The organism is Rhodococcus parequi (assembly GCF_046042785.1).
In the GTDB taxonomy this organism is placed as follows: domain Bacteria; phylum Actinomycetota; class Actinomycetes; order Mycobacteriales; family Mycobacteriaceae; genus Prescottella; species Prescottella parequi.
The window spans coordinates 295,648-317,369 of record NZ_JBDLNV010000008.1 but is presented as its reverse complement, the minus strand read 5'-3'; the positions used below and the strand labels follow the sequence as shown (position 1 = coordinate 317,369).

Genomic DNA, 21,722 nt, shown 5'->3' with positions numbered 1-21,722 from the left:
GCCTTCGCGCCGGACTTGAAGCCCAGCCCGCCGGCCTTCGCCTGCGGCACGGCCTTGGCCTCGGCGGGTGCAGCCGGAGCCTCCGCAGCAGGTGCGGCCGGAGCCTCGGCGGCGGGGGCGGCCGGAGCCTCGGGCTCGGCGGCAGGGGCAGCAGGCGCTGCAGCCTTGGCGCCGGGGGCCTTCGCCCCACCCTTCATCTGCAGGCCCTTGCCGCCGGGAGCCTTGGCTCCGCCCTTCATGGCGAGTCCGCCGGGCTTGGCAGCCGGTGCCGCGGGTGCTGCCGGAGTGTCGGCCGCGGGTGCCGCGGCAGCCGGAGCCGCGGGTGCCTCGGGTGCCGGAGCGGCGGCCTTGGCGCCGGGAGCCTTCGCGGCGCCCTTCATCTGCAGGCCCTTGCCGCCGGGAGCCTTGGCTCCGCCCTTCATGCCGAGTCCACCCGGCTTGGCGGTCGGTGCCGCGGGCGCTTCGGCGGCGGGAGCGGCCTCGGCAGCCGGCGCGGCGGCCTCAGCCTTGGCCCCGGGGGCCTTGGCGGCGCCCTTCATCTGCAGGCCCTTACCGCCCGGAGCCTTCGCGCCGGGGGCCTTGGCCAGCCCCTTCATCTGCAGACCCTTGCCGGCAGGTGCCGTCTGGGCGGACGGGGTGGCCGCAGCCTCCTCGACCTCCTGCACCCGCTCGGCCTCCTTGACCTCGGCGACAGCCTCGGCGGCGACCGGTGCGGCAGCGACCGGTGCCTTCTCACGCGGCTCGACCTTGAGGTTCGCGGTCAGCTGCGTGGAATCGAGACGCGTGACCGTATCGAGCATCATCTGCGCGACGTCGACGACCTCGACACCCTCGCCCTGGCCCTGCTCCTGACGGGCGGTGACGCCGTCGGTGAGCATGACGCGGCAGAAGGGGCAGCCGGTCGCGATCTTCTTCGGCGAGGTCGTCAGGGCCTCGTCGACGCGATCGATGTTGATGCGCTTGCCGAGCTGCTCTTCCATCCACATCCGGGCGCCACCGGCACCACAGCACATGGACCGCTCGCCGTGACGCGGCATCTCGTTGAGCTTGGCGCCCGACGCCTCCATCAGCTCACGCGGAGCGTCGTACACCTTGTTGTGACGGCCCAGGTAGCACGGGTCGTGGTACGTGACGTCCTCGTTCAGCTTGGCGACCGGGACCAGCTTCTTGGCGCGGACCAGGCGGTTGAGCAGCTGCGTGTGGTGGACCACCTCGTAGACGCCGCCGACCTGCGGGTACTCGTTGCCGAGCGCGTTGAAGCAGTGCGCACACGTGACGACGATCTTGCGCTTGCTGTCCGGGGTGCCGTCGAACACCGTGTTCAACAGCTCGATGTTCTGCATCGCGAGCTGCTGGAACAGGAACTCGTTGCCCGCGCGGCGAGCCGAGTCGCCGGTGCAGGTCTCCTCGGCGCCGAGGACCATGAACTTCACGCCCGCGGTCGCGAGCAGCTCGGCGACGGCCTTGGTGGTCTTCTTCGCACGGTCCTCGTAGGCGCCGGCGCAGCCGACCCAGAACAGGTACTCGTAGTCCTCGAAGGAATCCGCGTCCTGGCCGTAGACCGGGATCTCGAAGTCCATCTCGTTGATCCAGTTGAGCCGGTCCTTGGAGTTCTGGCCCCAGGGGTTGCCCTTGTTCTCGAGGTTCTTGAACAGACCCGCGAGCTCGGACGGGAACTCCGACTCGATCAGTACCTGGTAGCGGCGCATGTCGATGATGTGGTCGACGTGCTCGATGTCGACCGGGCACTGCTCGACACACGCGCCACACGTGGTGCACGACCACAGGGTCTCGGGGTCGATGATGCCGCCGAGTTCACCCTCGATCGACTCGCCGACCAGCGGACGCTCGGCCTCGGCGCGTGCGGCTTCCGGAATCTTCGCGAGTGCGGCCTCGTCGGCGTTGCCCTCGGCGTCGACCAGGCCGACCTCGTCGCCGCCCATGTCCTTGCGGCCACCGGCCAGCAGGTACGGGGCCTTGGCGTAGCCGTGGTCGCGCAGCGACATGATGAGCAGCTTCGGCGACAGCGGCTTGCCGGTGTTCCACGCGGGGCACTGCGACTGGCAACGACCGCACTCGGTGCACGTCGTGAAGTCCAGCCAGCCCTTCCACGAGAAGTCCTCGACCCGGCCGGCTCCGAGCGTGTCGGTGTCGGGGTCGACGTTCTCCATGTCCAGGGCGCGGCCCTTCGACATCATGGGCTTGACGGCGCCCAGGGCGACGCCGCCGTCGTCCTCACGCTTGAAGTAGATGTTCGGGAAGGCCGAGAAGCGGTGCCACGCGACACCCCACGTGATGTTGCGGCCGACGACGTACAGCCAGATCATGCCGGACATCAGCTTGACGAACGCGAAGCACGAAACCATGACGGCGCTCGACGGCAGCAGCTCGGCGACGCGCATCGTGAAGAAATCGGTCCACGGGTTGGAGTGCCCGGTCATCGCGATGCGACCGGACTTCACCATGATCATGCCCAGGCCCTCGAGCAGGACGACGACCTCGACGAAGTACGCCGGCGTGAACTTGGAACCGGCGAAGCGTGACAGCCGCGCGGGGATGCGCGGGTGGTTGAGCTGACGGATCACGATCAACGTCAGGATGCCCACGACGGTGCCGATGCCGAGAATCTCGTCCCACAGGTGCCAGACCCACGTGTTACCGAACAACGGCCAGTGGAACGTCGGGTCGAAGGTCTGGCCGTAGGCCTCGAACCACAGGGCTGCGCCGCCGAGGAAGCCGATCATGACGAGCCAGTGCGCCCAGCCCACGGTGCGGAACTTCTGCATCCGGGTGTGCGCGATGAACTCGATGATCATCTGCTTGAAGCGCGGGAAGAACGGGCGCCAGCGGTCGGGCGCGGACTGCCCGATCTGCACAGTCTTCGCCATCCGCCAGGCCCCGCTGAGGAACGAGGCCCAACAGACAAGGCTCAGCAGCACGCCGACGGTGCCCAACGTAATCGTCAGGGCATTCATGTCGAGGCCTTTCGTTTCGGGGCAGCACGCGTGCCGCCTGTGGGTCAGCCCACAGATACTAACCGCTCACAAGTTACCCGCCGGTAACTTACTACTTCTACTAACCGGTAACATAGCGCGAACCGCGGTTTCCTGCATCTTCGGCTCTCGGGCGTGTTGCGGTTGCCTCGTGAGAGATCTCGATGCCGGGGTCGCGAAGGGGGCTGACTTCGCGAATCGGGTCGTATTCAGTTAACGGTATGTGGTACCGATGTGGCAGGTGTCGCAGAGGCTGACCTAACCTCGATCCCTGTCGCATTTACGCCACTTTCAATTGGACGTATGTTTAGCAATTTGACGGTTTCATCCTGGCTCGTTTCTTCGTCCGATTGGGATATGCTTTGCCGCGACCGACGGCGTATCCGGCACCTGTTTCTGCTGGTAGAGGCGGGCTGAGGCGCTTCGATATGTGTGGGGATTCGAATACTGGAAAATTCGGGGGGCCATTCGTGGCAGTCACAGAACGGAACGAAAGCCAGATGAAGCTTCGGAAATTCGCCGCCACGTCGGCCCTCGTGATCGCCGCGATGGGAGTCGGAGCGGGCACCGCGTACGCGCAGCCGGCGCCCGTGCAGGACGGGATCGGCTACCAGGCGCACATCGACGGGCGCAGCGTGGTGACCGTCCTCGACGCCGGGGGATTCCACGTCACCTCGGACGGCAGGTTCGTCGAGATCCGCAACGACGCCGGACAGGTCGTCCAGACGCTGCCGTTGACCTACCGCATCGGGGACCGCGAATTCTCGATCGCTCCCGTCGTCGAGGGCCGCCAGCTGACGCTGACCCCCGAGACGGATCCGGCGAAGGCCACGATGGCCGACATCGCCGGCCCGGCGCTGCCGCCGATGCCGATCGACCTCTCGATGCTCGACAAGCTGGCCGACGGCGTGGACTCGGCGGTGACAATCGGTTCGCTGATCGGCACCGTGATCGGCGCTGTCATCGGGTGCGTCGGTGGCGGCTCGACCGGTCCAGCAGCTTGCCTGGGGGGAATTGCCACAGGCGCTACCGCCGGCGGCATCATCGGCACCATCGTCGCCGCCGGACCCGTCCTCGCCTACAACGGCTGGCAGGTGTACCAGACGATGAACACCCCGGCGCCCGCCGTGGGCTGATCCTTCAGACGGCACAGAAGTCCAGACGGCACAGAAGAAGGGGTTCGCTTCCCGGAGGAAGCGAACCCCTTCTTCTGTGTGTGGACCTTGTCTGCCCGGACCTTGTCTGGCCGGAACTAGGAGGCGCGGACCTGCAGCCCCGGGTTGGCGCCCAGGATCGCGTTGATCGGCGTCGCCGAGAGCACCGGTCCGAGGCCGCCCGTGGCCTGCTGCACGGTGTTCGCGTCGCATGTCGCGACGGCAGCGAGGTTCGAGGCGCTCGAGATACCGAGGGCCTTGGTGCCGGTGACGATGGGACCGCCGCTGTCACCGCGGAGAGCGCACATGTCGGTGTCGAAGCCGTTGTCGATCACACGATTGCCGACCTTGATGCTCCGGCCGACGTTGGTGACGACGCCGCAGCTGAAGCCGGTGGTGTTGCCGGCCTTGCAGGCCGGCGCGCCGACGACGGGATTCGCGGTGCCGGTGATGCGCAGTGCCTCGGCGTCGGGGACGCGAACGAGGTTGTTCGTCAACAGCGGCGCAGCGGCGGCGTTGGGTCGGATGATCGAGTAGTCCAGGCCCTGGAGTTCGGTCTTCTCGAAGGTTCCGACGGTCGGGCCCGTCAGGCCGCCCACCATCGCGAGGGCCTGCGACGCGAACGGGGTTCCCGCGGACGCCGGGCTGGGATCGCAGTGTCCGGCGCTGATGTTGACGGGGGCACCGGACTGGTCGACGGCATTGAACCCGAGCGAGCACAGCAGGCCGGACCCTCCGCCGCGAGCCTCGTATGCGTCGCCGCCGAGGAGCGCGTCGGTGCGGAAGTACGCGGTCTGGGGGCCGGCCGGTGCGGGTTCGAGGGAGCCGAGCGCCGGGCCGAGGACCACGCGCGCCGCTTCTCGGAGGCCCGGCGGCAGCAGATCCAGCAGCGGCTCGGCGGCATCCTCCGCGCGGACCACCACCGTGTTGGCGGCGATGTCCACGGAGACGCCGTGGACGAGGTTCGCGATCTCCGGCGACAGCGTCGCGATCCAGTCGATGAGCGCGCTGCGGTCGGCGTCGAGGCGCTGTGCACTGCGCGTGACGTCCTGCGGAGTGAAGCCGGCCTGTGTGACGGCGTCCCGGAGGGACGTGCTGTCCGTCCCCGCCACACCGACGACGGGCAGGCCTGCCGCGTCGAGCCAGGTGCCACCGAACGCGTCGGGGAAATCGACGCCGGCCATCGCCGCGAACTCGGCGAGCTTCTGCGCCGCCTCCGATCGCTCGAGGTACTGGTCGGGCGTCAGCTGCAGATCTCGCTGCAACGCGTCGATCAGTTCGATCGGTAGGTGCGCCGCCTGATCCGACACGCCGGAGGTGTCGGGCCCGGGAGCTGCCTGGGCGACGGCAGGAGTGACGAGAAGAAGTGCTGCGGAACCGAACACCGCGGCACGACGTGCGAGCGAGCTTCGCATGTGGGCCTTTCGATCGTCTGCCCTGCGGCCCTGGACCCCGAGGCACGCAGAGAGGAACACCCGGCGGTGCGGGTGTTCCGAGTCGCGTACGACTATATGGTCCGTCGACCGGAGTGCCCACCCGATTCGCCCGATTGACGCCGGGAATTCACGAATGTCCGTCAGTGATCGGCGGTGCCGGTGCGCACCGTCAGTCCGGCACCGAGGCCGCCGCCGGACGTTGCGTTCGCCGAGTCCAGGATGCTCTGGATCGGAATGCCGAAATTCGAGGCCCCGCCGTTGAAGGCGTAGACGAGGTTGGCGTCGCCGCAGGACGGCGCGTCGGTGCTGTTGGACCCGCTCGTGATGCCGAGTGCCAGTGTGCCGGTGACGATCGCGCCACCGCTGTCGCCGCCGAGCGTGCAGGCGGTGCCGGAGAAGCCGCGGACCACCCGGACGTCGTTTGGAGCGACCGCCAGCAGTGCCTCGACGCGCTCGGCCGTCACGATGCCGCAGGTGAACGACGACGTCTGCCCCGACTTGCAGATCGGCGCTCCCACGATCGGGACGGCGGTGCCGGTGATGGTGAGGGCGCTACCGCCGGCGCCGCGGACCACCGGACGGTCGAGTCCGGCGCGGACACCGGCGTCGTTGAGGCGGATCAGCGAGTAGTCGAGACCGTCGACGTCGCCGACCTCGGAGCGCGCGAAGCGGCCCACCTCGAGGCTGGCGGGGACGTCGGCCCGGTTGGGTAGGAACACGCCGACGTTGCGGCCCGGCGCGGGGTCGCAGTGGCCCGCACTGATGTTGACGGCGTTGCCGCCGCGGTCGATGCCGTTGAAGCCGAAGGAGCACACGCTGATGCCGCCTTCCGGTGTGTCGGCCAGTCGCTGCGGGGACGTGATGTAGGTGTCGCCGCCCAGCGGCCCGCTCGCGACCGGCACCGGGCCGAACGACTGCACCTGCACCTTGATGTTGGCGAGCAGTGTGGGCAGGTCGAGTGCCCGGCCGACGGGGCTGTTCGCGACGTCGACGACGATCTGGTTGTTCAGGACGTCGACGGTCGCGCGGCCGATCTGGGACGAGATCTCGCGCGGCAGTTCGGTGACCCAGTGGTTGAAGTCGGCGAGGGACTTCTCCAGACCCTGCGACGACACGGCCGCCATCTGCGTGCGGTAGCCGTCCTTCGCCGCGGTCAGCGCGGCCTCGGCGGTGGTCACCGACACCACGGGGTGGCCGTCGAGCCCCATCCAGGCGCCGGCGAACTCGTCGGGCCGTTCGGCGCGGAAGTCGTCTGCGTACGAGACGAGTTCCTGCGCGCGGGCGGCGCGGTCCAGGTATTCCTGGGGGCTGATCTTCAGATCCCGGGTGATGGCCTCGACCAGATCGGCGGGCAACTCGTCCGCCGAGAGCTGGGAGACCTGGGACCCCGGCGCGGCGGCCGGTTCGGCCTGCGCGGACGCGGAGAACGGTACGAGAACCAGGAGCGCAGACGATCCGACGACGGCGACGCGGCGGGCGAACGAATGCACGGCGGCGCGCGGCGCCAGCGGGATACGCATTGAATTCCTTCGGGTCTTCGGGATCAGCTGTCCACAATAGGCCACGTTGCGGCCGACCCGCCGGAGAACAAAGTCCCGAAGTTCACGATGCGGACGTTTCCGGGCCGCCGTGGCCCAATGCCCTGAGCATCGACATCAGTTCCGAGCGAGAGTTGGCGCCGAGGCGTCGCCGGATGCGCGCGACATGATGCTCGACGGTCTTGGGTGCGATGTAGAGGCGGGCGCCGATCTCGCGGTGGGTGAGGCCCAGGACGAGCAGTTCCGCGACATCGGCTTCCCGCTCGGTCAGGGTGCCCACCGCGGGATCGGCGGCGGCGATCTCGCCGCTGCCGGCCTGCACCGTCGTGGCGCCGCGCAGCGAGCGCGCCACCTGGAGCAGCGTCGTCGCGCCGCGGGTGTCGGACACGCGCAGGGCCGCCTCCCCGGCGAGTCGCGCTCCGTCCCAGGGAAGTCCGATGCGGTCGAGGGTGCGTGCGGCGGCCTCCACCTCGGACGCCTCCGCCTCCTCGCGGAGCACGCGCAGCCACACGCGGCCCGCCGAGGCGAGGCCGGCCGCGTACGAACTGACCTCGGCCGACGCGGCCAGTGCCCGCGCGTGCGGGAGCAGCGCCGCCGGATTCTCGCCGAGGATCGCGGCCTGCACTCCGTACCAGTGCAGTGCCGCGCCCCACAGCGCGGGTTCGCCGAGCCGGACCAGCAGAGCCTGCGCCTGCTCGACCAGATGGAGGATGCGTTGTTCGTCGCCCAGGCGGACCGCGGCCAGCCACAGCTCGCCCAGCGGCAGGAGTCCGAACAGGTCGGCCGAGTATCCCGCGACGACGGGCTGCGCCTGCGTCCATTCCCGCTGCAGCGCACCGACATCGCCGTGGCGTCGGGCGAGTCCGACACGCAGGCCGTGCAGGAAGAACGCCTCGCGCGCGTGGGGCGGCCGGTCGGTGGGGAGGGTGTCGAGGATCGCGGTGGCCCCCACGAGATCGCCGCCGACCATCGCCGTCCACGCCGAGAGCGCCAGGTGGCGCGCCCGGGTGGCGCCGGACGCGGGATCGAACTCGAGGGCCTGGCGCAGCACCGACTCTGCGTGGGCCAGCTCGCCCGAATGCAGACACAGCAGGGCCGTCACGGCGGGCGCGGTGTCCGGCAGGAGGCGGGTGTGCGCGCTGCTCGACAGCATCGTCATCGCGCGGGTGAGCGAATTCATCGCCACGGCACCGGAACCTGCGATCGACTGGGCCAGGCCCTCGGCGAGGAGGGCGGTCCCGGCGGCGGCGGACGTGGGTGGCCCCTGGCGTCCACGAGTCAGCATTGCCGCGGCGGGCTCGGGACGTCCGGCGGCGAGCAGGACGGTCGCCGCGATCGCCGCGTCGGGGCCCGCCCGGTCCGGGCCCAGCCACTCGTACAGGTCGGCACTGTGTCCCAGCTCGCCACGATGGGCGGCGATACTGGACGAGATGCGCACGGCGGCAGCGAGTTCGGACGATTCGAGGTCGTCGGCTCGGTCGAGCACCGTGTCGACCAGTGCGTGCGCGGCATCCAGGTTGCCACTGAGGGCGCCGGCCTCGCAGCGGCGCAGCGCGATGGCGTCCGCGTCTGCTCCGGCCTGGATCGCGGCCTCGTAGAGCGCGGAAGCCTCCGCCGGATCGACCGAATGAGCTCGGGCGCAGAGGAAGTCCGCGAGACGCGGGTCGTCCAGCCCGGATTCGGCGAGCGTGCAGGCGGTTCGCGCGTCGAGGGTGCCTGCACCCAGTCGGGTCGTGAGCAGTCGGGTCTGCAGGTCACGCAGTCGCGTCACGCCGACCGCGGACGTCAGCAGCGAGCGGGCGAGGGGGAGCACGGCGTCCGATCGCGTCACTACGGAACTCGCCCGGACCCGATCGGCCAGCGTCTGCCCTTCGGCGGGCGACACCTCCAGTGCCGGTGCCAGATCTCCACCGTCGGTGCCGTGGCCGTACAGGTGCAGCGCCAGTGCAGCGAGGAGCGCGCCGTCGAGGTGCTGCAGCACATCCCGCAGGTGGGACGTCACCGCTGCGCGGACGGCTGCCTCGCCGTGTCGCGCGGCCGCCAGGCCCGCGTCGACATGGACGAGTGCGCCCCCGCTCCATTCGTGCAGCGACCGCGCGAGTGCGGGCGTGAGTTCGATGCCCCGCGTGTGGGCCCGGTCGACGATGTCGGCCGGGGAGAGTGCGCCGAGGTCGAACACCGAACCCTGCGTCTGCATCGTGGTGGTGAGTGCGCAGAGCGCCGGGTCGTGCGGGCGTGGCTCGACGGCGACGACGACTTTGCGGTCGCCGCGCTGGACCAGCCGATGCAGTGCGGAGACGTCGTCGGTGGTGAGGGCGTGCGCACCGTCGACGACGAGCATCGCGCCCCCGGTCTCGGTATCGGCGACGGCCACAGTGCTGACGACATCGTGTCCGCGCGCGAGGGCATGGTCGCGAATTGTGCTGAGCACGAGCGACTTACCGCTTCCGGAGCGGCCCCGGATCAGGACGGGTGCGAACGGTTCCGCTTCGACGGCGTCGAGGACGTTCCGGGCCCCGCGGAGACCGGCGAGGGCATCGGCGCCCGGTGGGCTGGTGGCGGGTTCGGTCCGCATCGGTTACTTCCCGATCAGCAGGCCGGTCACCGGATCCACGACGGCTCCGACGACTCCGCCCACACCGTTCAGGACCGCCCCGACGCCCTGACCGAGTCCCTGGGCGGCGTTGCCGAATCCGGCGCCGACCTCGGCCGGGGAGGGCCCCTGGACCGGGGCGGGTGCGGTGCCCCCACCGGCAGCCGGCGGCGGCGTGTACACGGGCTGGGTGGGAATGTTTCCGGGGGCCTGGGTGTCGACCGTGGGTGCCGTGGCCGGGGCGTCCCCGGCGGCGGGGGCCGCGACGCTCTGGGGCAGCGCCCGTCCGGTCGGGTCGACGCCGGAGCCGACGGCGGCACCGCGAGCGGCGACCGCTGCGGGGCTCATCGTGCCGCCGCCGGTGCCGCCGACGACGGTCACGCTGCCGTGCGGCGAGCTCTCCCCGGTGGGGGTCACGATCGAGCCGGCGACGGCGTTCTCGGCGATCGGGACCGACGACGAGGGGGAAGTGGACTGTGACGGAGCCGGATCGGCAGCCGTTCCGATCGACAGTCCGCCCGCGGCGAGCACCCCGATCGCGGCGGCCGACGACGCGATGATCGCGACCCGACGCCGGACGTCGGAGCCGCTGCGGGTGGAGTGCAGGCGGGACGGGAACACCGGGTTCACCGGTTCGGAGTAGGCGCCGTCGCGGGGGCCCGCCCCGGATGCGAGGGCTGCCGGGGCCGCGGTGGCCCGAGTGTCGGCGTCGGCCGCGAGCATCGCGGCACCCAGGGCCGGCGTGTGCGCCGGATTCGGCGCGGCGACCACCGTCAGTCCCAGCTCGGACGAGACGAGTTCGGCGACGAGGGGGATCGCGCCACCGCCGCCGGTGAGCAGTACCTGGTGCACGTCGCCGGGCTCGACGTCGGCGGACCGCAGTGCCTCGCGGATCAGCTCCATGGACGTCGTCAACGGCGCCCGGACGAGATCCTCGAGTTCGGAGCGGACGAGTCGCACGTCCGTCTCGAGGCCGGGCAGGGTGACCGGGATGACGGTCTCGGTGTCGGTGGACAGCGCTTCCTTGGCGGCGGCACAGTTGCGCCGCAGTGTCGTCAGCGACTCGACGACGACCGGATCGAACGGGTCGAATCCGGCTGTCTTGTCGGCGAGGTCGTCGAGCACGTGCCGGGTGACCAGGTGATCGAACTGTGTTCCGGTCACGTCCTCGGACCGGAGCGTCCGCCCCAGCGGCCCGGCCTCGGTGCCGGTGCGCATCACCGTGACGTCGAGTGACGCGGCTCCCAGGTCGTACACCACCACGACACCGTCGTCCTGCGCGCCGCGCGTGGACTCGAGCCAGCGCAGGCATGCGGCGGCTTCGGAGGTGAGGGTCACCGGCGGAAGGCCGGCGCGTTCGAGTGCGGATCCGAGCGCTCGTACCGTGTGGTTGTTCCACGGCGTCGGATGGGTGACGACGATCGGTGTCCGCTCGTCCGGGGTGCCGCCGTCGTCCGCGCGGGCCTCGTCGACGAGGCAGGTCACGGCCGCCGCGAACAGATCCTCTCCGGGATGGGGTCGCCCGTCGGGGCCGAGGAGACCGACGGGATCCCCGACCCGTTCGACGAAACCGGCGAAGCCCGATCTGCCGGTTCCGGAGGAGCCGAGCGTCGCGGTGCCGTCGGGGGACAGCTGGACGAGCGTCGCGTGGGACGCGATCACCGTGGCGGCGTCGTCGCCCGTCGACTCCCCGACGTGCGTGACCGCCGCATCCGAATTGGCCGTTCCGACAGCAATTCCGAGCCCTGCGGTCATGTCCTTCTCCGATTCGATTCGGGCGGGGTAGGGCACCGCCGGTGGTATGCCGATTGTCGGCGGCGGGGCGCCGAGCGTTACGGGAAAGGCCCGCGGACGTCGCAGGTTGGGGGCTGTCCCCCTATCTGCGGACCATCCCCTATACGGCGTCGACGGGGTCCCCCTCGCGGCACTCGGGGGGATCTGCCCCGTTACCCGCCTGCCACCGAATTCGTAGCGTGGAAGTCGATCTCGCCGCGGTTCCTCGTCGGTCTACACGGAATCTGTGGCAGCCTGCTTTTCTACTGTCAGGAGCTTCCTCATGGCCAGCAACGCGGTTCTCGACTTCATCCTCAGCCTTCTTCGCGACGAGGAGGCCGCCGCTGCGTACTGCGCGAACCCGCAGGCGTCGCTCGCTGCGGCGGGCCTCGGCGACCTGTGCCACGCGGACATCGCGGCGGTCGCGCCGATGGTCGCCGAGTCCGGACTGTTCGGAAACGCGGCCGGCGACCTGGGCGCGATCCTCGCGGCAGGTACCACGGCGGCAGGCACCCTCGGTGCGGCCGCCGGCGGCGGCCTCGGTCTCGGTGGGGGTCTCGGTGGCAGCGCCGGTCTCGGACTCGGTGCCGGGGCGGGCCTCGGTCTGGGTGCCGCAGTCGGTGGGGGATTCGGCGGCGGCTTCGGCGCCGATGTGGACTTCGGCGGCGACATCGCCGCCGCGCTCGGGGCGGCGCTCGCCGCCGGCGGTTCGCTCGGCGCGCAGCTGGGTGCGGCACTGGGCGGCGCCTTCGAGGCCGCACTCGGCCTCGGGGGCGGCCTGGACCTGGGCAGCCTGACCGACCTCGGCGGCTCGATCGATCTCGGTGCCGCGCTGGCCACTGCCCTCGGTGGCGTGCTCGACGTGAACGGTTCGCTGGTCACCGATCTCGGTGCCGCCCTCAGTGCGGCGTTCGCGGGCGTGGGCAGCCTGGATCTGGATGGACTCCTGTCGGTCGACGGCGGGTTGAGCACCGCACTCGAGAGCGCATTCGAGATCGGAGGTGCGCTGGGTGGGGAGCTCGGCGCCGCCCTCGGTGCGCTCCTGGGTGCGGCAGTAGAGGCCGGCGCTGAGCTCGGTGGGGGGCTCGGCGCCGGCTTCGAAGCCGCGCTCGACAGCGCGCTGGCGCTGGGTGGCAGCCTGGGCGGTGCGCTCGGCGGTGATCTGGCGGGCCAGCTCGGTGCGTCGCTGAGCGGCCTGCTCGAGTCGGCCCTCGCGATCGGTGGATCGATCGGCGGGGACATCGGCGCCGCGCTCGGTGGTGCCCTCGAACTGGGTGGCATGGTCGACGTCGCCGACCTGGTGAACATCGGCGGCGCACTCGATCTCGGTGCTTCGCTCGGCGGCCTGCTGGGCGGCTCGCTCGGAGTGGACGGTGCTCTCACCACGGAACTCGCCGCCGCCCTCGGCGCGGCGCTGGACGGCCTGGGCAGCCTCGACCTGTCCGGTGTGCTCGCGACGGGCGGGGGTCTCACGGCCGCGCTCGAGAGCGCGTTCGGCATCGGCGGCGACCTGGGCGCGCAGCTGGGCGCGGCCTTCGGCGGCGTCCTCGACGGCGCGGTCGAAGCGGCCGGCGGACTCGGGGGCTCGCTGGAAACCGCACTCGGCGGCGCGCTCGGTATCGGTGGGGACCTGTCGGCGGCACTGAACGGTGCGCTCGAGACGGCGCTGTCGGTGGGCGGGAGCCTGGGTACGGAGCTGGCCGGCAACCTCGGCGGTGACCTCACGGCGGCGCTCAGTGGTGCGCTCGAATCAGTACTGGCCGCAGGCGGTTCGGTCGGCGCGGACCTCGGTGCCGCACTGGGCGGTGCCCTCGAGGGTGGGATCGGCGGAAGTCTCGACCTCGACGGTGTGCTCGCGGCGGGCGGGGATCTGGGCGCCGCGATCAGCACCGCGCTGGGCAGCGCCCTCGACGTCGACGGCGCGCTGACCACGACACTGGGTACCGCGCTCAACAGTGCGCTCGCGCTCGGCGGCAGCCTCGAAGTGGGTGCCGGTGCCGACCTCGGCGGACTGCTCGAGGGTGCGTTCGGGGTCGGTGGCTCCGCGGGCGCCGACCTCGGTGCGGCGCTGGGCGGGGTGCTCGGCGGTGGTCTCGAGTCCGGCGGCTCGCTGGACCTGGGCAGTGTGCTGGCCGGTGACGGCGGCTTCGGCACCGAGCTGGGTGGCGCGCTGAGTGGGGCACTCGGAGCCGGCGGATCGCTCGGTGGTGACCTGGGTGCGGCGCTCGACGCGGCGCTCGGTGCCGGCGGTGGGCTGGGCTCGGCCGGAGACCTCGGCGGTCAGCTGGGCGGCGGACTCGGCTCGACCGGGGACCTCGGCGCGGGTCTGGGCGGTGGCCTGGACCTCGGCGGAAACCTCGCCGGCGACATCTCCGGCGCCCTCGACGGCGCGGTGGACGCGGCGACGACGGCGCTCGGAAACGCCCAGATCGGTGGCGACTTCGGTTCGAGTGCAGACTTCGACGCCGGCCTCGGCGGCGGGACCGCGGGCGCCGACGTCTCGGGCACGGGTGACATCGCGGCCGACCTGACCGGTGGCCTGAACTCCGCGCTGCAGGGCGCGCTCGACACCGCCGGAAACGCGTGGTCCTCCATCGACGTCGACGCGTTCGGTTCGGGCCATTCGGACGCGGGTCTGTTCGCGAACGGGCTCGGTGACCTGGGCGGACACATCGATCCGGTCGCGATCGATCCCGCCGCCGTGCTCGATCAGGGACACGATCTGCTGCCGTGACGACCGCACACGGTCTGTAACGAACGGGGCCCCGTACGCGCTAAGGCGAACGGGGCCCCGATTCGCATCCAGCGGAGCGGCGGATCAGTCAGCACGCGGACGTCGGTGCGCGTGCAGGTCGGAAGAGAAGTGGGGCAGCGGGACTCATGGACAACGTCGGTAGCGCCACCTCGGAATCGGACCTGACGAGCTTGCTCGACCAGACGTCGGCGATCGCGTCGTCCGCGGGCCGGACGGATCTGGTGGATCGCCTCGCGCTGGTCCGCGGCCGCGTCGTGGATCCGCGATTCCGTGTCGTCGTGGTCGGTCAGTTGAAACAGGGCAAGAGCCAGTTCGTGAACTCGCTGCTCAACCTGTCGGTGTGCTCGGTCGGTGACGACGAGACCACCGCGGTGCCCACCGTGGTGCAGAACGCCGAGCAGGCGTCCGCCGAACTGGTGCTCGCCGAGCCCGGTGGTGAGACGCGCCGGGTGGAGGTGCCACTCGCGGAACTGGATTCGGTGACGCCATCGACCCCGCTCGCGCAGGGCCGGGAGGTGCTGCGGCTCGAGGTGGGGGTGCCCAGCCCGTTGCTCGCGGACGGCCTCGTGTTCGTCGACACCCCCGGCGTCGGTGGTCACGGAAACCCGCACGCGGCAGCCACTCTGGGCCTGCTCCCGGCGGCCGACGCGGTGCTCGTGCTGTCCGACGCCAGCCAGGAGTTCACCGAACCGGAGCTCGCCTTCCTGCGCCAGGTGACGGGACTGTGCCCCGCGGTGGCGTGCCTGATCACCAAGACCGACCTGTACCCGCACTGGCGTCGGATCGTCGAGGCGGACGCCGGGCACCTGACCCGGGCGGGCCTCGACGTCCCGCTGCTGCCGATCTCGTCGCTGCTGCGCTCGCACGCACTCCGTCTCGACGATCAGTCGCTGCACGACGAGTCCGGTTTCGCGGCGCTGTACGACTTCCTCCGCGAGCGGGTCATCGACCACGCGGCCGGCGGGCTGCGCCGCGCCGTCTCCCTCGACGTCCACTCCGTCGTCGAACATCTCATGCTCTCGCTCGGCAGCGAACTCGCGGCGCTGCGGGATCCGGCCAAGGGCGCGGTTGCCGTCGCCGAGTTGCAGCGTGCGAAGGCCGTCACCGAGGAACTGCAGAAGAAGACGTCGCGCTGGCAGCAGACCCTCGCGGACGGGATCGCCGATCTGGCGTCGGACATCGATCACGACCTGCGCGATCGGCTGCGTCAGGTGACGCGGGAAGCCGAACGCGCCGTGGACGAGTGCGATCCCGGCAAGGAATGGGACGAGCTGGGGGAGTGGCTCGAACAGCAGATCGCGCAGTCGGTGGGTGACAACTTCGTGTGGGCCCACGAGCGCGCGCTGTGGCTCGCCGAGGTGGTGGCGGAGCACTTCGCCGACGCCGGCACGGTGGAACTTCCGCAACTGGACGTCGGCGATCTCGACAGCGTGCTGGACCCGGTGGTCGCGCTGTCGGATCTCGAATCCGGCCGTATCGGCATCGCCCAGAAGGTGCTGGTCGGCATGCGCGGCTCGTACGGCGGCGTGCTGATGTTCGGTCTCATCACGACGTTGATGGGCATGACGCTGCTCAACCCCATCTCGGTGGGCGCGGGAGTCCTGCTCGGCACCAAGGCCTATCGCGACGACCGGGAGACGCGGGTGGTGAAGCGCCGCGCCGACGCGAAGGTCGCGATCCGCCGCTTCACCGACGACGTGAGCTTCCAGGTGGGCAAGGAGTCCAAGGACCGACTGCGGCTGATCCAGCGTCTGCTGCGCGACCACTTCACGGCCATCGCGGAGCAGACACTGCGATCGCTCGCGGACTCGCTGCGGGCGGCGCAGGACGCGGCGAAGGTCGAGTCGACCGAACGCACCCGGCGCGCCGGCGAGGTGGAACGGCAGATGGCCGTCCTCGAGACGTTCAAGGTTCGCGCGGCGCAGCTGTTCCCGGTCGAGACCGCGCCGAGCGAGGAGGTGTCCGCGTGACCGCCTCGATGTCGCTGGGTCGGGCCCGGGACCTCATCGCCGCCGCCAAGGCCGCATACTCCGACAACCACGAGGCTCGCGCGCAGTTGGCCGCGTGCGCGGCCCGACTCGAGGAACCGCTGCGGGTCGCGCTGGCCGGATCGCTCAAGGCCGGCAAGTCGACCCTGCTCAATGCGTTCGTCGGGCAGGACATCGCGCCCACCGACGCGACCGAGTGCACCCGCGTCGTCACGTGGTACCGCAGCGGGACCACCCCGACGGTGACCGCCCGCTACGACGGCGACGACTCGGCCAACGTGACCGTGCGGCGACACGAGGGACGCCTGACGTTCGACCTCGGCGATCTCACCGCGGACCGCGTGGACCGCCTGGACGTGGAGTGGCCGGCCAGCGCGCTGGCGCAGACCACGATCATCGACACCCCCGGCACGTCGTCGCTGTCGAAGGACGTCTCGGCGCGCACGTTTCGCATGCTCACTCCGGAGAACGCGGTGTCCGGGGCCGACGCCGTGGTGTACCTGCTGCGCAGTCTCAGCGCGTCCGACGTGCAGTTCCTGGGCCGGATCGGCGCGCACGTGGGTGGCGAGTCGGGACCGCTCGGGGTGGTGGGTGTGGTTTCCCGTGCGGACGAGGTCGGCGCCGGCCGGGCCGACGCGATGATGTCGGCGAAGGAGGTCGCCGCGCGGTTCACCGACGAACTCGAACTCACCGGGCTGTGCCAGGCCGTGGTGCCCGTCGCCGGACTGCTCGCGCTGGGAGCGCGCACGTTGCGGCAGAGCGAGTTCGCGGCGTTCGAGGCACTGGCCCGGGTGCACGACGCCGACCTGCAGTTGGCGATGCTGTCCGCCGACCGCTTCGCGCGCGACGACGCTGCGTTGCCCGTGGACGCGACGATGCGGCGTCAGCTCGCAGACCGGTTCGGGCTCTTCGGCATTCGGCTCGCGATCATGCTCGTCCGACTCGGGGTGAACGATTCCCCCACCCTCGCAGCGGAACTGGTGGCACGCAGCGGACTGGACGAACTCCGTCAGGTGATCGACGTGCAGTTCGGGCAGCGTGCCGACCAGCTGAAGACCCACTCCGCGCTGGTGGCCCTCGAACGGGTGCTCACCGCGTATCCGACGGACGCGTCGGCGCGCCTGCTCGCCGACGTCGGGCGCCTGCTCGCCGACGTCCACGGTTTCCAGGAACTGCGGATGCTCGGACGGCTGCGCAGCGCCGACACCGGACTGTCTGCCGAGGATCTCACCGAATTGCAGCGGCTCATCGGCGGGTTCGGCATCGGTCCGGCGCAGCGGCTCGGCCTGGGCGCGGACGCGTCGATCGAGGACGGCCGGGAGGCGGGGCTCACCGCGGTGCGCAAGTGGCGGGAACGGTCCGCGCACCCGCTGGTCGACCAGTTCACCGCGCGGGCGTGCCGCGTCGCGGCCCGCAGCGCCGAGGGGGTGCTGGCGGATCTCGGCGGTGTCGGCGGTGCCGGTGGGTACGGCGGCGCGATGCGACTCGACCTCGACACCGGGGCGGTGCGGGTCACCCCGGCCGGCAGCTGACGGCTACTGCTCGTCGAGCGGTCGCAGGAAGTGCCCGGCGATGTCGAGCGCGGGACCGGAACTCTCCCCCGAGACCACCAGCACCGCGAACGCGACGGTGCCGCGGATCCCCACGAACCAGCCGTGCGAGTGTTTGCCGTCGCCGAACTCGGCGGTGCCGGTCTTGCCCATCAGCCCGGAGATGTCGGAGAGGCCGGTGGCGGTGCCACTGCGGACGGCCTCGGTCATCATGGCCTTCAGATCCCGCACGTGTGCCGGGTCGAGCGGATCGGGTTCGTGGTCGGCGGTGGTGGTCTCGCCGCCGATGAACTGCGGCAGCGGAGCACTACCGCGGGCGATCGTCGCCGCCACCATCGCCATCCCGAACGGGCTGGCCAGGTTCTCGCCCTGCCCGATCGCGGCCTCGACCCGCTTCGCCGGGGTGTCGGCGGACGGTACCGAGCCGGTGACGGTCGTCAGCCCCGGGGTCACGTAGTCGACACCCAGGCCGAACTCGTGCGCCTGATCCTGCAGGGCGTCGGCGGGCAATCCGACCGCGAGCCGGCCCATCGTCGTGTTGCACGAGTGCGCGAACGCCGTGTGCAGCGGGACACGGCCCAGATCGAACTCGTTCTCGTTGGGGATGACACGCCCCTCGATGTTCGCGGTGCCCGGGCAGTCCACGACACTGTCGGCGGTCACGGCGCCGCTCTGCAGCGCCGCCATCGTCGTGACGGTCTTGAAGGTCGATCCCGGCGGGTACAGGCCGGTGAGGGCGATCGGCCCGGACCGGTCGGCGGGCGCGTTCTGTGCGACCGCGAGCACCTGACCGTTTCCGGAATCGAGGGCGACCAGCGCGGCGGCGCGGGGTTCGGTGTCCACCGCCTGCTGGGCGAGGTACTGCAGCCGCGGGTCGAGCGTCGTGCGCATCGCGGTCCCCTCCGGCGGATCCCCGCCCGTGAGGGTGCCGGTCACACTGCCCTCGGGGTCGACGGACTGCACGCGCCAGCCCGCCGAGTCCTTCTGCCGCGCCTCCCATGTGGCCCGCAGTCCCGCCACCACCGGCGACGTCATCCTCCGGTCGACCGTGAGCAGACGCAGTTGGTCGGAGAGATGGATGCCGGGGACCTGTTCGAGTTCCGCGCGGATCGGTTCGACGTCCTCCTGCCGCAGCGTCACCAGGTGGACCCGCTCGTCCGGTGTCGCCGGTTCGCCGGTCCTCGGCGCCGCGAGCTCGAACCCGGGCACGGCCTTCGCCAGCAGCGCCGTCAGCCGCGTGCGCACCGTGGGAACGAGCGCGGCGGAGTCGACGTCGACGACGGTGACCGTCCGCGGTTCCATGAGCGCCATGCCGTTGGCGTCCAGCACGGCCCGGGTGTCGGTGACCGGGGTGTACTGCAGCGCCTGGTCGCCCTGCAGTCGTTCGTTGATCACGGCCGCCGACCAGGCGACACGTCGGGAACCGTCGGCAGTCGTGAGCGGCACCGTCGTCGAGTAGCTCCACGTGCGTCCGCCGCCGAAGTCCCAGTCGGAGCGGTACGTGAATGCGGAGTCGCCGGCCTGCTCGACCGTGAAGTCGGCGTCGGCCTCCCCGCCGAGGCCGTCGAACGTGCGGCGCAGCACCTCGCTCGCGCGGTCGGGGTCGTCGGTGAGCGCCGCGGCCGCGGCCACGTCGGCGCCGCCCAGGGCGCCGACGAACTTCTTCGCCACCTTCTCACCGGAGTCCGGCCCGCCCAGCAGCCCGCACGACGTCAGGGTCAGTGCTGCCGCGAGCACCAGCGCGCCGCGCTTGCACCTGACCGGGTTCGCCCCGATGTGGGTCATCGTCACTCCGCTCGCTCGTCGTCGATACCGAGTGGCAGCGAAGCACCGATCGCGCAGGCCAGTCCAATATGCTATCGAGGTGAGCGTGATACTCGATCGGAATAAGCACAGGTCAGATCCGCAGTGAACCTGCTTTTGCATCTCGAATTCTTCATCGCGGTGGCCGAGGAACAACACTTCGGCCGGGCCGCCGCGCGCCTCGGCATGACCCAACCGCCGCTGAGTCAGGGCGTGAAGAAACTCGAGCGCGAACTGGGCGTGACGCTGTTCCATCGAGGTTCGAAGGGCGTCGTGCTCACCGCGAGCGGGCAGGCGCTGCTGCCGGACGCCGTCGACCTGGTGCGTCAGGCCCGCCGGTTCACCGACTCCGCACGCCGGCGCCGTGTCCAGGACCGCACGCTGCGGGTGGGGGTCATGCCGAAGGTGCCGACCGCGCTCGTCGCCGATCTGGCCGCGACCATCCGATCGTTCGACGAACCGGCACGGGTCGAGGTGAGCATCGCGCCCAGCAGCGACCTCGTGGACCAGCTGGCTGCCGGAGCGCTCGACCTCGGGGTGATCGAGCACCCGGCGCTGGTGGATCCGCTCACCGGCACCGATGTCGTGCCGCTGCCGCTGACGCTGCTGGTCCCCGCGTCGCATCCGGCCGCCGCACAGGACCCGTGCGGGCTGTCCCGGCTCACGGATCTGCGGTTCGCGTCGCCGCCCCGTTCCGACGGCCCGGCCGCGTACGACCTGCTCGACGACGCGTTCGCCCGGGTCGGGGCCGACCTCGACGTCGTCAACGCTCCCGACGACCGGTGGGCGCTCGCGCTGGTCGCCGCCGGTCAGGCGTTCGCGCTCACCGCGGATCGGAGCCTGGCCGCGCCCGGGGTGGCGCGGGTCCGTCCGGGTGACGACTCGATCCGCCTGCGCCTGCGGTGCCTGCGGGCGTCGTCCGCGGACGTGCCGGACGGCGTGCTCGACGCCGTCGCCGCCCGGATCGGCGCCTACGCCGCGGACGAGCAGGTGGTCTCGTGACGGGGACGATGCGCGTCTCGGACGCGTTCGCCGATGCTGCCGTCCGTGGCTGGATGCACGCGATCCCGGTGTCGCGCAGTCACGGCGGGGCCGAGGTGGGGGTGGCCGCCGACGAACCGGTGGTGACGGCGTCGGTGTACAAGTTGCCGCTCGTCGTCGCCTTCTGCCGCCTCGTCGACGCCGGGGATCTGGACCCGCGAGAGCAGGTGACGCTCGACCCGGCGCACCGCACCACCGGACCGACCGGCGTCTCCCAGATGTCGGATCCGGTGCGAATGTCGCTGCGCGACATGGCGCGGTCGATGATGGCGATGTCCGACAACGCGGCCGCCGACGAGCTGCTCCGGCGCGTCGGGGTGGACCGGGTGAACGAGACCATGCGGTCCCTCGGTCTGTCGTCGACGCGGATCCTCGGCGGCACGGCGGACGTTCTCGAGTCACTGGTGGCCGACACCGGCACGCGGTCGCCCGCGGAGGCGTTCGCGGCGCTCGGCGACAACGACAGTGTCGTGTTCCCCAGTGGGTACGACCCGGTGCTGTCGAGCGCGACGACGCCACGCGACATGACAACCCTGCTGTCGGCGGTGTGGACCGGCGCCGTGCTGTCCGCGGAGCAGACCGCGTTCGTGCGTGCGGTGATGGCGAGTCAGATCTTCACCGCGCGGCTACGGTCGGGCTTCCCGTTCGCGGATGTCGTGGTCGCCGGGAAGACCGGAACGCTCGGTGCGGTTCGAAACGAGGTGGGAGTCATCGAGTTTCCGGACGGCGATGCCTTCGCAGTCGCGGTCTTCACCCGCGCGGCGCGCGCGGATGCCTTGTTGCCCAGGGCCGATGCGGCGATCGGGATCGCCGCGCGCACTGCGATCGCGGAACTGCGACGGCGAGCCTGATCCGCGCCGCCGTCCGTTCCGTACGGTCTCCCGCGCACGTGATGCGGTGAGCGCCGGGTCACAATTGCGTTGCCTCCCTGCGTCCGAACGTGCCTGCCCCCTTTCGGGCGATCACCGCACGCGCGAGGATCTCGAGGCGCCGAGTGGCGGTCGGCGTCGACTCGAGCAGGGAGGGCGTTCTCGAGTCGGGGCGCCCCGGTGAATCATTCACAGATCTGTCCACAGGTGTGAGTAGTCGCCTTCGCGT

General features: G+C 71.0%; 12 protein-coding genes. 6 read left to right on the top strand and 6 right to left on the bottom strand.

What is annotated here, in order from left to right; genetic code table 11:
* Positions 1-2,975 (bottom strand): heterodisulfide reductase-related iron-sulfur binding cluster (locus tag ABEU20_RS22400; protein WP_420166564.1); only part of this gene is annotated, 2,975 nt, incomplete at its 3' end.
* Positions 2,976-3,493: 518 nt separating this feature from the next.
* On the opposite strand from ABEU20_RS22400, the gene ABEU20_RS22395 reads away from it, so the two are divergent.
* A complete protein-coding gene (locus tag ABEU20_RS22395) occupies positions 3,494-4,129 on the top strand; it encodes a hypothetical protein (RefSeq protein ID WP_420166563.1) in 636 nt (211 codons plus the stop codon).
* A 116-nt stretch (positions 4,130-4,245) separates the two neighbouring features.
* Here the strand turns inward: ABEU20_RS22395 and ABEU20_RS22390 are convergent, their stop codons facing one another.
* The 4 genes from ABEU20_RS22390 to ABEU20_RS22375 form a co-directional block, all read right to left on the bottom strand.
* Positions 4,246-5,562, bottom strand: a complete 1,317-nt coding sequence (locus ABEU20_RS22390; RefSeq protein WP_420166562.1) for a S1 family peptidase — start codon at positions 5,560-5,562, stop codon at positions 4,246-4,248.
* Positions 5,563-5,723: 161 nt separating this feature from the next.
* Entirely contained in the window at positions 5,724-7,103 is a 1,380-nt protein-coding gene (locus ABEU20_RS22385; RefSeq protein ID WP_420166561.1) for a S1 family peptidase, read from the bottom strand.
* Between the two features lie 82 nt (positions 7,104-7,185).
* Positions 7,186-9,696, bottom strand: a complete 2,511-nt coding sequence (locus ABEU20_RS22380) for a LuxR C-terminal-related transcriptional regulator (protein WP_420166560.1) — start codon at positions 9,694-9,696, stop codon at positions 7,186-7,188.
* A 3-nt stretch (positions 9,697-9,699) separates the two neighbouring features.
* A complete protein-coding gene (locus ABEU20_RS22375) occupies positions 9,700-11,469 on the bottom strand; it encodes an Hsp70 family protein (RefSeq protein ID WP_420166559.1) in 1,770 nt (589 codons plus the stop codon).
* Between the two features lie 301 nt (positions 11,470-11,770).
* Between ABEU20_RS22375 and ABEU20_RS22370 the strand changes: the two genes are divergently transcribed.
* The 3 genes from ABEU20_RS22370 to ABEU20_RS22360 all read left to right on the top strand — a co-directional run bounded on the left by ABEU20_RS22370 (position 11,771) and on the right by ABEU20_RS22360 (position 17,762).
* Positions 11,771-14,221 carry an IniB N-terminal domain-containing protein gene (locus ABEU20_RS22370; protein WP_420166558.1) on the top strand — a complete coding sequence of 817 codons (2,451 nt, stop codon included), beginning with the start codon at positions 11,771-11,773 and terminating at the stop codon, positions 14,219-14,221.
* Positions 14,222-14,367: 146 nt separating this feature from the next.
* Complete coding sequence (locus ABEU20_RS22365; RefSeq protein ID WP_420166557.1) at positions 14,368-16,212, top strand: dynamin family protein; 1,845 nt, start codon at positions 14,368-14,370, stop codon at positions 16,210-16,212.
* A gap of 8 nt (positions 16,213-16,220) precedes the next feature.
* The gene (locus ABEU20_RS22360) at positions 16,221-17,762 is read left to right on the top strand and encodes a dynamin family protein (protein ID WP_420166584.1); all 1,542 of its coding nucleotides are present in this window, start codon (positions 16,221-16,223) and stop codon (positions 17,760-17,762) included.
* A gap of 3 nt (positions 17,763-17,765) precedes the next feature.
* On the opposite strand, the gene ABEU20_RS22355 is transcribed toward ABEU20_RS22360, so the two are convergent.
* Positions 17,766-19,565 carry a penicillin-binding transpeptidase domain-containing protein gene (locus ABEU20_RS22355; protein WP_420166556.1) on the bottom strand — a complete coding sequence of 600 codons (1,800 nt, stop codon included), beginning with the start codon at positions 19,563-19,565 and terminating at the stop codon, positions 17,766-17,768.
* A gap of 123 nt (positions 19,566-19,688) precedes the next feature.
* Here ABEU20_RS22355 and ABEU20_RS22350 point away from each other — a divergent pair, with 123 nt between their 5' ends.
* Together ABEU20_RS22350 and ABEU20_RS22345 are read left to right on the top strand one after the other, a co-directional pair.
* Complete coding sequence (locus tag ABEU20_RS22350) at positions 19,689-20,585, top strand: LysR family transcriptional regulator (protein WP_420166555.1); 897 nt, start codon at positions 19,689-19,691, stop codon at positions 20,583-20,585.
* Positions 20,586-20,593: 8 nt separating this feature from the next.
* A complete protein-coding gene (locus tag ABEU20_RS22345; RefSeq protein ID WP_420166583.1) occupies positions 20,594-21,475 on the top strand; it encodes a serine hydrolase in 882 nt (293 codons plus the stop codon).
* The last annotated feature ends 247 nt before the right edge of the window (positions 21,476-21,722 follow it).

Coding starts and splice junctions, on each gene's coding strand:
- ABEU20_RS22395 (WP_420166563.1), top strand. CDS start 3,494: ATGAAGCTTCGGAAATTCGCCGCCACGTCGGCCCTCGTGATCGCCGCG.
- ABEU20_RS22390 (WP_420166562.1), bottom strand. CDS start 5,562: ATGCGAAGCTCGCTCGCACGTCGTGCCGCGGTGTTCGGTTCCGCAGCA.
- ABEU20_RS22385 (WP_420166561.1), bottom strand. CDS start 7,103: ATGCGTATCCCGCTGGCGCCGCGCGCCGCCGTGCATTCGTTCGCCCGC.
- ABEU20_RS22380 (WP_420166560.1), bottom strand. CDS start 9,696: ATGCGGACCGAACCCGCCACCAGCCCACCGGGCGCCGATGCCCTCGCC.
- ABEU20_RS22375 (WP_420166559.1), bottom strand. CDS start 11,469: ATGACCGCAGGGCTCGGAATTGCTGTCGGAACGGCCAATTCGGATGCG.
- ABEU20_RS22370 (WP_420166558.1), top strand. CDS start 11,771: ATGGCCAGCAACGCGGTTCTCGACTTCATCCTCAGCCTTCTTCGCGAC.
- ABEU20_RS22365 (WP_420166557.1), top strand. CDS start 14,368: ATGGACAACGTCGGTAGCGCCACCTCGGAATCGGACCTGACGAGCTTG.
- ABEU20_RS22360 (WP_420166584.1), top strand. CDS start 16,221: ATGTCGCTGGGTCGGGCCCGGGACCTCATCGCCGCCGCCAAGGCCGCA.
- ABEU20_RS22355 (WP_420166556.1), bottom strand. CDS start 19,565: ATGACCCACATCGGGGCGAACCCGGTCAGGTGCAAGCGCGGCGCGCTG.
- ABEU20_RS22345 (WP_420166583.1), top strand. CDS start 20,594: ATGCGCGTCTCGGACGCGTTCGCCGATGCTGCCGTCCGTGGCTGGATG.